This window comes from Kangiella sp. TOML190 (genome assembly GCF_023706045.1).
Classification (GTDB): domain Bacteria; phylum Pseudomonadota; class Gammaproteobacteria; order Enterobacterales; family Kangiellaceae; genus Kangiella.
On the sequence record NZ_BQYL01000001.1, the window covers coordinates 26,737 to 39,773 of the forward strand.

Here is a 13,037-nt window from a genome sequence, read left to right on the forward strand (position 1 = left end):
ATAACTGCGATTAAACTTTGGTAAGCGTTAAAAAACCAAGGAACTGCTAATGAAAATTTATGGTGATATTATTTCCGGCAACTGCTACAAGGTAGCGCTCACCTGCGCCCTACTCGAGATTGAGCATGAGTGGGTTAGCATGGATTTGCTTAAAGGCGACGCCAGAACTGATGAATTTAAAGCTAAAAATCCCAATGCCAAAACACCAACTTTAGAGCTGGATAGCGGACAAACCTTATGGGAATCTAACGCCATTATTAACTTCCTAGCTCATGACACCGAACTGATGCCAACCGATGCTTGGCAAATCGGCCAAGTCCAACAATGGCAATTTTTCGAACAATACAGCCATGAACCTTTTATCGCGGTTGCTCGTTTTATCAATAAATACCTTGGCCTGCCCGAAGATCGCAAAGCCGAATATGAATCGAAACAAGTAGGCGGTCATAAAGCGCTTCAAGTTATGGAGCAGCAACTTCAGCAAACCCCGCATCTAATTGGCGAACAACTCTCCACCGCCGACATCAGCCTCTACGCTTATACTCATGTCGCCCACGAAGGTGGCTTTGACTTATCAGATTATCCAGCGATTAATGCTTGGATGGACAGAATACAGCAACATGAAAAATATATAGGGATGGAGAAATAAGTTATGACAATGCTTGTGGGAATACATTTGGACAGCTACATAATACTAGCTGCTGATAAAAGGGATGTTCTCTTATTAGATGATAACAGACATGAGGTTCTTTCTGATGAGGTTGAAAAAATTATCGATTGGGGTAATGGTTTTATTACTGCCAGCGGTTATGTACCATTCATCCACGAGCTTAAATTATTTCTGCAGGAAGAAGAAATAATAAATACAAATCAAATTATAGAATACGCTAATTACTTAAAGGACGAACTAATGGCATCTCCAATGCCATATACACATAAAGAGTTTTGGATTAAAACATCTAATTGGATGTTTACTTACACTACAGAAAATGAACAAAATGAAACCATACCTAGATTAGCTATATTAACTGGTCCTGAAGACTATAAGATAGCAATAGTCGAAAAAGGAAGCGCGCAGATCTGGGCCAAAGCAGATGATATGGAAGAGTTGAAGAAAGACTTCCTATCAAATATAACTCCTCTAAAATTTAATGACTTCAATAAGCATAATTTAGAAGAAAATTTTAGTTATCATAAAAGCTTACTACAAAAGCTTTTCATAAAAGTATCAGAAAGTGACCCCACATTTTCTCCCGATTTTTCTTGTGTTGTATATGCATAAACAATAACCGTAGGTTCGGGTGAAGCATAAAGCCTAACAAAGAATAATAGCCGCTATTTCGTTTTGTGCTGGGGTTCGCAAGCTCACCCCAACCTACAATAGAAAATCTTGCCTAAGCAGGAGTCGATTGGGAATTTCTTTAGAGAAACCTATCTTCAATTACACAAACCTCAAAGTGGATTCCTGCTTCCGCAGGAATTTCAAAGATAAAAAAGCCGCAAATTAATGCGGCTTCTTAAATTTCCAATAACGCAGGAAAATTGTTCAAGTTCGCGGCGCGAGAATTATTTTCTACGGAAGCGACCATCTAGGTCGTTGAATACGAAAATATTCTCGCAACAATGACATTGGACAATTTAACTAGTTATTTATAGTTTGTCGGCTTCTTCAGATAAGTATTTTGCTACGCCATCCGGAGTCGCATCCATACCTTTATCGCCTTGATTCCAACCTGCTGGGCATACTTCGCCATGCTCTTCGTGGAATTGTAGTGCGTCAACCATACGTAACATTTCGTCAACGTTACGACCTAATGGTAGGTCATTGACTACTTGGTGACGAACCACGCCTTCTTGGTCGATTAAGAAAGACGCGCGGAAGGCGATACCTTCTGCTGGATGCTCTACGTCGTATGCTTGGCAAATCTCGTGCTTCATGTCCGCTACTAGGGTGTAGCCTACTTGACCAATACCGCCATCATTAATTGCTGTGTTTCTCCAAGCGTTGTGCGAGAAGTGCGAATCGATTGAAACACCGATCACTTCAATACCACGCTTTTGGAATTCGCCAAGGCGCTTGTCGAAAGCGATAAGCTCAGAAGGACAAACGAAAGTAAAATCGAGCGGGTAGAAGAATACTACTGCTGGCTTGCCTTTGGTGGCTTCCGCGAAGTTAAAGTTATCTACGATTTCGCCATTGCCAAGTACGGCTGGAGCTGTGAAGTCTGGTGCTTTACGGCTAACTAATACGCCCATGATAATCCTCCAGTGGATTGTTGAATTTCGATTAAATTAAAAATCTGTGCAAATTTCAGATGGGGATTATAGCCTTGAGTTCAATGAAAATCTTTTAAATTTTTAGTTTACTGGTACTTAGCTATGGCACTAATAGAATATTTCTATTGAATTAGCCTATCCATATTCTCGTAATTTTCTGAATTTTGGCCAACCAAGTTATTGACAATCATTCGCATTTGCGTACAATTCGCATTATCAATTGTGTTCTACCCTAATTTAGTTCGATTTATGTACGTTTGCCTTTGTAAAGCTGTCACCGACAAACAAATCCGCCAAGCTGCCCAAAGCGGCTGCAACACTATGCGCTGTTTGAATAATGAATTAGGCGTTGCGACTCAATGCGGCAAGTGCGCTAAAGATGCGCGACAAATTTTGCGCGATTTTAGGCAAGAGCAGGCGGCGTTAAATTTCGATTTAGCGGTTCCGGCACTCTAACTCCCCAATACTTTTATAAATTTCTGCTTTTTCTGAGCCTTTTCTGAACTTTTTCGGAGCTTTAGGCGCTTTATTGTTGTTATTAGCCATAAATTTGTAGCTTATTAGCCTCTGTTCACTACTGAATCTAAGCTATTCTTATTTGTAAATAAGAATTTGGTACAAATGAGAACCTCTTACATTTATCCTTTAGAATCAACAGGTTATAAGCATTCTTGCTTGTAAAGGCCAATCCTTAGGCGTAAGATAAAATAATAAATCTCATCAAAATAAGGAACTGATATGAAAGGTGATAAAAAAGTTATCGCGTTTTTAAACAAAGTTTTGGGTAATGAGCTAGTTGCCATTAACCAATACTTTTTACATGCTCGGATGTACAAAGATTGGGGGCTAAAAGAACTGGCGGATCATGAGTACAACGAGTCGATAGATGAGATGAAACATGCTGATATGCTTATCGAGCGTATTTTATTTTTAGAAGGCTTACCAAATCTGCAAGATCTGGGAAAATTGCGCATCGGCGAAGACACCGAAGAAATGCTTAAAGCCGACCTAGCGCTAGAGCTGGATGCGCTCCCGGATTTGCGCGATGGTATCGTCTATTGTGAACAAGTTCGCGATTACGTTAGTCGTGATTTACTCAAGCATATTTTAGAAAGCGAAGAAGAACACGTCGATTGGCTTGAAACGCAACTGGGATTAATCGACAAAATGGGTATTCAAAACTACTTGGCAGAGAAAATGCACGAGGATGGTAACTAGATACGTTGGTTTATCATCAGGCGTAAGACAAGACTAATAGACACTGAACATTTTCGCCACTCCCGTGAAAACGGGAATGGTGGATAGTTCCAAGGTTGGGTTAATCCCTTGCTAATTAAGCCCCTTTTGTCTTGGACAGCAAAGACTTTACTCCATCGTATTGACGCCCAAGGTATACGGCTAAAGAACCCCAAGCTGCCGCCACTGCCGCACCGACCAACGAAATCGCAGCCAAACCTAGTCCTAATCCTTCGCTTAAGAATGCAAAGATGGAGCCGCTCACCGCATCGCCGCCACGGTAAACCACAATATCAATCACTGGCTTAGCCTTAAAACGTTCATCAGCACTAACCTCAGTAAATAGCATTTCACGTGCCGGTCGAGTGATGGCATAGTTTCCTGCTCGCCGCGTCACTTGCAGTGCCAGCAAGACTACTATAATCGGCGCAAAAGCCAAAACAATCATACCAATCATTATAATAAACGGAACTAAAGCTAAGGTAGCCGCCATACCAAGTCGCGTGGTTAATCTGCCTGTAACAAAAAAAGCTAAAACAAAGGTTAGGCTATTGGTGATCCAATCGATACCGCCTAAAATCTGCGCCCTGTCGGCGCGCGAATAGTCGGCTAATAAATTTTTCTGCTCGAAATATACAAAAGAGCTAATAAAGACGTACAGCAAAATAAAAGCACTAATCGCCAGTAACGTTTTGTTGGTAGCAATCGCTTTAAAGCCGGTCCACCACTGGGCTTTGAGTTTGGCTTCGCTAAGATCGGCACTAACAGCTTCGTTGTGTAGCTCACTGGACTTAAGTCGGTACATATAAATCACTAACGGCACCACTAAAATTAAACCCATCGCTGCAATTAACATTAAGTTATCCAAGCCCAACCTGTCGGCAAATAAAGTAGGGATCGAAGGACCAACTATCGCACCTAAACTGGCTCCTGCCGCAACAACCGAAAATACTCGTTTGGATTGTTCTTTGGAAAACGTATCGGCCATAAAACTCCAAAACACCGAAACATGGAACAAACTAAAAGCGCTCACCCAAATATAAAAACTTTTTTCGACAAAAGTAGGATCAGAATATAACGGCGTTAAAAAATAAAAGCCTAAAAAGCTTAAGGCGAAAGCACTGTACACCAGCGGTACAACATTTCTGAAATGAATCTTTGAAATGATAAAACCATAAACAGAAACGATTAGAGCGCTGATAAAAAATTGCAAATTCCATAAAAAACTCACTTCGCTATCGGACCAATCGCTGGCCATCGCATCGCGCACTGGCCGCAAGACAAAATAAGACGCCATTAAGATAAATATAATGGCAAAAGAAATAATGGTTGCTTTAAGTTCATTAGGATGAACCTTAGCGATACGATCGATAAAGCGAGTTATGTGATTAGAACTAAAAGTCATTTTATTGAGCAGGGGCTTTTGAGTTTGGCTGCAATTTTCCTAACTCTTGATCTAAAATTTCGATCAATTGATCGCGCGATAAACTAAATTGATGTGCATGATTCATCTGCACCATACGCTTTATCATGCCTCGAAGCGCCCATTCGCCCTCACTTGCAACCGGCACTACCATATAGCGCGTTTTTGGTGTCTCACTAAAAAGTGCATCCATGACAGCTGCGGAAACATCATCTGGCTCTTTAAAACGCGAGCGATCGCCGGTTAAGTATTTTGATAATCCTTGAAACTCTTGTTGGTATAAACTTTTGAAATTTTTCTTGGCATTTTTTTCCATTCGCTTGAGCGCACTGGCCGCAATTTTAGAGTTGTAATTGCCGGGCTCTACCACACTAACGCCAACCCCAAACTTGGCCATCTCTTGTGCTAGAGATTCGGTAAACGCCTCAACTGCAAATTTGCTCATAGAATAAGCACCAAAAAAGCGACTGGCATTGGCGCCTGAAATCGAACCGATAGTACTGATACGACCTTTACTTTCGATAATCATAGGCGCAAAGGCTTTAGTAACGCGGTAAGGGCCAAATAGGTTCACATCCATCTGAAACTGCATATCTTCTTCTGAAATTTCAATAAGTGGTGCAAAAACTCCAACTCCAGCATTATTCACCAGCCCATAAAGTCCGCGCTCTTGTGTTTGAATAAACTCAACCGCAGCATCAATATCACTTTGTTTGGTAACATCCAGTTTTACCGCTTGCACATTGTTAATCGCATTTAAAGCGTCTATATCTTTTTGCTTACGAGCGCCGGCATACACAAAATAACCTTTATCGGCTAAGGTCATGGCAATATTTTTACCAATACCGGAAGTAGCGCCGGTTACCAACACCGCTTTTTGTTTTGCGGCGTTAACTTCTGGAATGGTTTTCTCATCGGCAAAACTGATACTTACGACCATACTGCTAATCGTACTTAGAAATAAACCAGAAATAACTAAGCGCAAAGACTTAACTAGGGAGTTCCAAAACGGCTTCATAATCAATTCCTTTATTTAGTAAAGTGCTTTCACTCTAATCAATTCAACGCTTGCTTACAAACAAAACTGAAACCGCTTTACTTAATCTTTACAGCATATTCATAATTAGCAATAGACCATCAGTCAGCCGGTGCAATATTTATTTACAGTTTGTCATTTGCCGAGTTAGGTCTGAGTTGCTAGGGTTAAACCACCCTTTTCTATGCAGATTATCAGGAAGCGCTTATGTCCAGTCGTCGTCAGTTTATCAAAACCTCGCTTATCACTTCGGCAGGCTTAGCCGCTAGTAGTCAGGCCGCGAACCTTATTCCCAAAAGCCACAAACCACTAAAGATCCTCTTTATGGGTGGTACGGGCTTTCTTGGCCCCCATACGGTTAAAGCGGCGGTTGATGCTGGTCATAAAGTCACTCTGTTTAATCGTGGTAAAACCAAGCCAGTGCTTTACCCAGAATTATTAGCCTCCCTTCCATTGATTAAAGGTGATCGAAAAACGCAGGATATTGAGCAATTAAAAGGCACTCAGTGGGACCTCGTCATTGATACTTCCAGTTACTATCCGCGAGTTGTCAATATGTTACTCGATCAGGTTGGCGAGACTATTGGCCAATACATTTTTATTTCTACCATTTCCGTTTATGGCGATTGGAGCAAGACAAACATGGATGAAACGACAGCGGTTGGTACCATCGACGATCCCTCTACTGAAGATGTCACTGGCGAAACCTACGGCCCGTTGAAAGCACTTTGTGAAAAAGCTGCAGTCGATCGACTCGGTGACAAAGTCACGATTATTCGCCCCGGCTTAATCGTTGGCCCTGGCGATAAAACTGACCGCTTTACTTATTGGCCCGTCCGCATTGCGAAAGGCGGTGACGTCCTGTGCCCTAGCGAAGGTAACGACTTTATTCAAATTATTGATGTGCGTGATTTGGCCGAATGGACCATTCATTTGGCACATAAAAAAGTATCTGGCGTCTTTAATGCACAGTCCAATGGTAGCGATATGACCATTGGTGAGCTGCTGACTAACTGTAAAATGACTTTAAACCCCAAAGCTAATTTGGTTTGGGTGCCAACTCAGTTTCTGGAAAAACACTCCGTTACACCCTGGGGCGAAATGCCTACCTGGTTTCCACCCAAAGGCAACTTTGCGGGCGCCGGCACCATGAGCTCAAAAAAAGCTTATGCAAATGGTTTAAAACAGCGGCCTTTAAAAACCATTATTCAAGATACCTATGATTGGTTTACTACTCTACCTGAAGAGCGACAAGCACAATTGCGCGCAGGGATCAAAGCCGACAAAGAAGCTAAAGTGTTAGCTGCTTGGAAAAAGACTCAAACGTCTTAATCCTTAACTAAATCTTTTTTGTAAACCTTAGCTATAAGGCTTTGATTAAGTCTCGACTAGGATAATCGGTAAAGACTCCGTCAACGCCTAATTGTTGCATACGTTTAATCTCATCCAAAGTATTCACCGTATGCACAAAGAGTCGCATACCGGCGGCTTGTACTTGACGCACCAACTGTTTGTTAACCTCAGCTAAACTTGGATGAAACGAATAAGCGCCAATGTCTTTAGCAAACTCTAAGGCTATTGGCATCCGCTTATCGGCAATCACTGCCAGTTGTAACTCAGGTTCAAGCTGACGAGCTAGATACAATTCCGAAAAGTGATAGGATGAAACGATAAATTGCGATTGTTGTCGCCAAGGATAATGACTATAACCGCAAGGACTTGATTGGTGCAGCTCTTGTTCGTAAGCCAGTAATTTAAGTAGCTTTACGACTAAATTAGCAGTATCTTGCCCTTTAAGCTCGATATTGATAAAGGCCTGATCGCCAATTAAATCCAGTACTTCACGCAAAGTTGGGATCCGTTGCCCAAGCCCCGCATCCAACTGGCGCAATTGGTTAAAAGAATAGTCGCTTAGTCTTCCCTTACCATTAGTGGTCCGCTCCAGAGTTTCATCGTGAAAAACCATCAGCTGCTCGCCAACATTTTGCACGTCAAATTCAATACCATCACAGCCCGCCTCTAACGCCTTGGCAATAGCAAGTAAAGTGTTTTCAGGGTAGTGGCCTGACGCTCCTCTATGTGCAATAACTAACATCGATTATATGGATATGGTTTTCTATTTTTAACTTTAAACCCAATAGCCTTTTGTAAAATTTTGACAAAATAATTATAAAGCATAGCTTGTTCATAGCATCAATTTTATTTACGCCTTATAGTAATAGTCTGAACTCATGGTGATGCTAACTCCTTAAACACGCCTATATGATTATTGTGAATATCAGTACTAAGGTTTGACCTTTTAGCCGATATTGGAGTACATTGATACTAGTTTTTCTGCTAATGATGCTTAAAAAAGAAAAGCTAATTACATAATAAATTAGAAATGGATACTAATAAAAGAAGGAAAAAAAACCTCAATCCAATGGTATTAGCGTACATTGGACTCATATTCTTATGCTCTAATATTACTTCAGCTAATCAATTTGAGACGATTGGAAAACAGATAGATCTTGATGCCACCATTATTTATGACCTAGCCTCAACAGAAGATGGCTATCTTTGGTTGGCGACCAACAATGGCCTTAAGCGCTTGAATGGCGCTCGGACAAAAGATTACAGCCAACTCCCCGGCCTCGATAAGTCGGTTAATTTTATTTTACAAATCTTAAAAGATAAAAACTATTTGTGGCTAGCTACCAGCCGAAATAGCATTCTTCGCTTTGATTATCAGCTTGAAGAAACTGTGGAATACCCTTTAATTACCGACGGTATTCGTAACAAAGTGATCATCAAAAAAATTCTTGATTTTGATCGGAATCAACTGCTTGTTTTTACCGCCAATAACAGGCTTTACTTTCTTGATAAAGAGACCAAAGAATACCGATTAGCTCCAATCGTTAACAGCTTTTTAAGTAAAAGCAAGAAGCCGCGAATTTATGATATCGAACTAGCGGAAAATAGTGTTTACCTATCGACTTCTGAATATGGCGTTATTGAATTAGACCGAAATTTAACTCAAGTACTTAACACATCAATTTCTCCCCTAATTTTTCCACGTTTAAAGTATCATGAAAAAGAGCTATTTTTGGCTGGTAGGGAAGCTTTATACAAATATACATTAGATAGCAAAGAGATTGTTCATCTAGCAGATTACTCATTAGAAAAACAATATGGTCCGGTCATAAGTGTTCTAGATATTCATATAAACACAAAAAAGGATGTTTTTCTGAGCACCTACAGGCATGGGGTTATTCGTTATTATAATAATCAGCTAGTTAATTATACTAAAGATCCTTTGGATCACCTTTCAGTATCTGCAAACACTTACTACAGAATTAAAAAAGACTTACAGGGTAATATTTGGCTTGCTGGGGATGAATCGGCTTTGGAAAGAAAGATCAATTCAAGCTCTAGTGTCACTGCCATAAAAACCCAAATAATTCAAAACCGAACCATTACAAATTATAGTCCCATAGCTTTTATAAGTACTAATAACAGCCTATGGCTGGGAGGCCAGAAAGGATTATTAATCGCTTCTCACACTGAAGGAGTTACTCCTACATTCAAAAAAGTAGAAGGCATAAGCGGTACCATTTTGTCGCTACATCGATTAGATGATCTAATTTATGCAGGAACGGATCATGGAGTTTTTATTACTTCACTCGATGGCTCCTTATTGGGTAGTATCATTTTTGGTGAAAGAGAAATAGCTCACGTCTACGACCTTTTTAAAGATAACTCTAACGTTATATGGCTAGCTACTCACTCGGGAATCTATCATACCAAAACAAAAATCATCCCTAATCAACAAAGCTCTGAGTATACGCTAGTTGCGAATACTCATAATGAAAACTATCTCCAATTAATTGATCTTCAAGATTCAATTCTAGCCATCGGTCTTCATTCATTTATCGCTAAGATTGATAAAAAAACAGGAGTTATTGAACAAAAATCTAATTATAACCACATAGCTAAACGCTTTAATCAAGCCCTACTTAACAATGGCTATTTATGGATCGCAAGTGATAACGGTGTATTACAACTGGATCCCAATAGCCTAGCGGTTTTAGAGCAGCATACATTAAGTCACAAGCATCATCAGATAATAAGACACATTCACTCAGCAACGAAGCACTCTGAGCAAATTTTACTAACGGCTAATGAGGGTGTTTTCTTATTCAACCCTGAAAATTATGCTTATCAAGCCATACCGCTGTTAGAACAATATAATAAACACCAGACTTTTACTAAAGCCTTAAATATGGAGGGTAAAAACTACCTGCTCAAATCCGATGCAGTAATTTCTTTTAATGACAACTCGGTTTTTACTCACTACTCCAAACCCAAAGTTGCATTTGATAATATTATCGTCTATTCAGAGACTCCCTATAACCTGAATCTTAAAAAGAACCAGCCATCCGCTATAGAGTTAGCTTATAACCACAACAACTTAGGCTTAGAAATTAATCCTCTAAATCAACCGTTTTCTCAAGATATAGCCTATCAATACCGTGTTGCAAGCCATGCAAATAAGTGGAGAAATACCACTGGAGCTTCGCAAGCTTTGGATCTGTTCAATTTATCGCCAGGGCAATATCAGCTTGAAGTTAGAGCCAGTTATGATCATAAAAACTGGGGAGATATAGCCCCATTTGGATTTACCATAACGCCTCCTTGGTGGCAAAGTTCTCTAGCTTACTTGGTGTATACATTATTGCTGTTTGGCTTAGTCTACTGGTATATAAGAAGTAAAAAAGAGCACATTGAAATGCTAGAAGAAAATAGTCAACAACTAAAGTTTACTGAGCACATCTTTAATAGTACTTCAGATGCAATATGCATTATTAGTGACGAAGGTGAAGTTGTCGCAGTAAACAAAGCTTATCAGAATATTACCGGATTTAATGAGCAAGAAGCCATCGGACAGGACTTTTCTTTTGCCATTTCCGAATCTCAGTCGCCTCTGTTCAAACAGCGCTTACTAACAGCTCTAGAACGCAAAGGTTATTGGCAAGGAGAAACCTTTACTCAAAGCAAATCTGGTCATACCTTTCCTATCGATATGACCGTTGATCAATTAGAACAACCTCGACACCATTTTGAAAACGAATACGTTTGCACCTTTAAGGATATCTCTCGGCGTAAAAATTACGAAAATCAACTCAAGCAAATGAGCTATTACGACTCACTAACAGGACTTCCTAATCGTGCATTTTTTATCGAGAGATTAAACCTGAGTTTAAAAAATGACCGCTCACAAGAGTTTGCCATTATTTATCTTGATATAGATGACTTCAAAAAAGTGAATGACTTTTATGGGCACCAAATGGGGGATGAGCTACTTAAAAAAGTTGCTTCGCTACTTAACGATGAACTTAACGACGATGAAATAGCGGCAAGGTTTGGCGGTGATGAATTTTGTTTATTTATACCCGTAATCGATTCTATAAACCTAGTCGATTATAGCGAGCAATTGCTCAACAGATTGCTACAGCGATTTAAACACTCTTTCTCCGTGCTTGAACATGAAGTTATCATCTCAGTTTCTCTGGGCATAACATACTACCCAGAACATTCTGATGATATGAGCGAGCTTATTAAATTTGCTGATGCTGCCATGTATCAAGTCAAAAAACGTGGTGCGGCTGGTTATCAAGTTTTTAATGCTGACTTACTCAATCAGCAACATAACCGGGTTGAAATGGAAGTGAGCTTGAAATATGCCATTGATAAAAGACAGATCCATCCTTTCTTACAGCCAATTGTTGATCCACAAACCGGCCAAGTAACCGCGTATGAAGTTCTTGCTCGATGGATAGATGAAGAAGAACAAATGATATCCCCGGCTCAGTTTATGCCTATCGCCGAGCGTTCTGGTCTAATTGACAGTATTTTTCTACAGCAAGTCAAAGCGGTTAAGCCTATGTTTAATCAGCTCAGTAAACAGCCTGGTAGCAGTTTGCAATACTTATCTTTAAACCTATCACCACAACAACTACACCGTCCAAAGTTTTTAACGGATTTGAAAAACATTATTTCGCAGTATCAGATTAATCCTGAAAACATTGTTTTAGAAATCACCGAGACAGCTTTGATTACCAACCCCGTGAGCGCCAACGAGACCATAGTAAAATTAAAAGCCCTTGGTTTTAGGGTCGCTTTAGATGACTTTGGTACAGGTCACTCTTCTCTGACTCACTTAAAAGAGTTTAATGTGGATGTACTCAAAATTGATCGCAGTTTTGTTAGCAATATCCAAAAATCACCCACCGTTTTTTGTATCGTAGAGTCGGTAATTAACTTGGCTCATAAGTTACAAATCAAAGTGGTAGCGGAAGGCGTTGAGTCGCAAACTGAATTGGAAACCATGTGCGATCTAAACTGCCACTTTATTCAAGGCTTTTACTATGGTCGCCCGGAGCCCCTATCCTATTATCTTGAGCAGAGCACAACCAAGCATTAATTCTGCCCACAAAAAAGCCCAAGTAACACTTGGGCTTTTTTATCAAACCAATCGGTAGTAGAGCAACAGCAAACAGTTAGTTTAGCGCTACTATGCTTGCCCTGCCTTGCCGTAAGACTCATCCAGAACCTGTTGCAATTCACCCGCCTGATACATTTCCAAAATAATGTCGCAGCCACCTTGCAACTCGCCATCAATCCACAGCTGCGGAAACGTCGGCCAGTTGGCATATTTAGGTAGTTCGGCACGAATATCAGGGTTTTGTAGAATATCCACATAAGCAAACTCGTGACCACACTGCATCAAAGCCTGCACCGCTTGTGCCGAAAAACCGCACATAGGCAATTTCGGTGAACCTTTCATATAAAGCACCACCTTATTATCAGCAATTTGCTTCTTAATTTGCTCGACAGTCTCGTTTACAGCATTATCACTCATGGTATTCCTCAAAAAATAGTTCTAGATACAACTTAAATAATGGACGCTATTATACGGATTTCAAGCCGTCTGTCGCCTAAAAGTGCCACCACTAAGCGATAAAACCCGCCTTATATTCAGCAGAACTAGGCAACTGCTTGATTGACAGTTACAATAACGGCAAA

The 13,037-nt window shown here is 40.3% G+C and carries 11 protein-coding genes; 6 read left to right on the forward strand and 5 right to left on the reverse strand.

All coding sequences use genetic code 11. The annotated features are described in order from the left end of the window. Positions 1-49: 49 nt before the first annotated feature. Together NFS34_RS00140 and NFS34_RS00145 are read left to right on the forward strand one after the other, a co-directional pair. A complete protein-coding gene (locus NFS34_RS00140) occupies positions 50-649 on the forward strand; it encodes a glutathione S-transferase family protein (protein ID WP_251357808.1) in 600 nt (199 codons plus the stop codon). A gap of 3 nt (positions 650-652) precedes the next feature. After that, positions 653-1,282 (forward strand): hypothetical protein, encoded by a 630-nt coding sequence (locus NFS34_RS00145; protein WP_251357809.1) that lies wholly within the window; start codon positions 653-655, stop codon positions 1,280-1,282. A 368-nt stretch (positions 1,283-1,650) separates the two neighbouring features. On the opposite strand, the gene NFS34_RS00150 is transcribed toward NFS34_RS00145, so the two are convergent. Beyond that, positions 1,651-2,256 carry a peroxiredoxin gene (locus NFS34_RS00150; protein WP_251357810.1) on the reverse strand — a complete coding sequence of 202 codons (606 nt, stop codon included), beginning with the start codon at positions 2,254-2,256 and terminating at the stop codon, positions 1,651-1,653. A gap of 270 nt (positions 2,257-2,526) precedes the next feature. Between NFS34_RS00150 and NFS34_RS00155 the strand changes: the two genes are divergently transcribed. Together NFS34_RS00155 and bfr are read left to right on the forward strand one after the other, a co-directional pair. Next, complete coding sequence (locus NFS34_RS00155; protein ID WP_376707944.1) at positions 2,527-2,733, forward strand: bacterioferritin-associated ferredoxin; 207 nt, start codon at positions 2,527-2,529, stop codon at positions 2,731-2,733. Between the two features lie 282 nt (positions 2,734-3,015). Beyond that, the gene (bfr, locus tag NFS34_RS00160; protein WP_251357812.1) at positions 3,016-3,495 is read left to right on the forward strand and encodes a bacterioferritin; all 480 of its coding nucleotides are present in this window, start codon (positions 3,016-3,018) and stop codon (positions 3,493-3,495) included. 115 nt (positions 3,496-3,610) lie between these two features. On the opposite strand, the gene NFS34_RS00165 is transcribed toward bfr, so the two are convergent. Both NFS34_RS00165 and NFS34_RS00170 read right to left on the reverse strand, forming a co-directional pair. Further along, positions 3,611-4,918: an NTP/NDP exchange transporter gene (locus tag NFS34_RS00165; protein ID WP_251357813.1), complete on the reverse strand. Its 1,308-nt coding sequence runs from the start codon at positions 4,916-4,918 to the stop codon at positions 3,611-3,613. A gap of 1 nt (position 4,919) precedes the next feature. Next, a complete protein-coding gene (locus NFS34_RS00170; RefSeq protein ID WP_251357814.1) occupies positions 4,920-5,954 on the reverse strand; it encodes an SDR family oxidoreductase in 1,035 nt (344 codons plus the stop codon). A gap of 225 nt (positions 5,955-6,179) precedes the next feature. Between NFS34_RS00170 and NFS34_RS00175 the strand changes: the two genes are divergently transcribed. Then, entirely contained in the window at positions 6,180-7,304 is a 1,125-nt protein-coding gene (locus tag NFS34_RS00175) for an NAD-dependent epimerase/dehydratase family protein (RefSeq protein ID WP_251357815.1), read from the forward strand. A gap of 31 nt (positions 7,305-7,335) precedes the next feature. Here the strand turns inward: NFS34_RS00175 and NFS34_RS00180 are convergent, their stop codons facing one another. After that, a complete protein-coding gene (locus NFS34_RS00180) occupies positions 7,336-8,067 on the reverse strand; it encodes a glycerophosphodiester phosphodiesterase family protein (RefSeq protein WP_251357816.1) in 732 nt (243 codons plus the stop codon). Positions 8,068-8,355: 288 nt separating this feature from the next. On the opposite strand from NFS34_RS00180, the gene NFS34_RS00185 reads away from it, so the two are divergent. After that, positions 8,356-12,435 (forward strand): EAL domain-containing protein, encoded by a 4,080-nt coding sequence (locus NFS34_RS00185; RefSeq protein ID WP_251357817.1) that lies wholly within the window; start codon positions 8,356-8,358, stop codon positions 12,433-12,435. A 90-nt stretch (positions 12,436-12,525) separates the two neighbouring features. Here NFS34_RS00185 and grxD read toward each other — a convergent pair whose 3' ends face one another. Beyond that, positions 12,526-12,873: a Grx4 family monothiol glutaredoxin gene (grxD, locus tag NFS34_RS00190; protein ID WP_251357818.1), complete on the reverse strand. Its 348-nt coding sequence runs from the start codon at positions 12,871-12,873 to the stop codon at positions 12,526-12,528. Between the last annotated feature and the right edge of the window lie 164 nt (positions 12,874-13,037).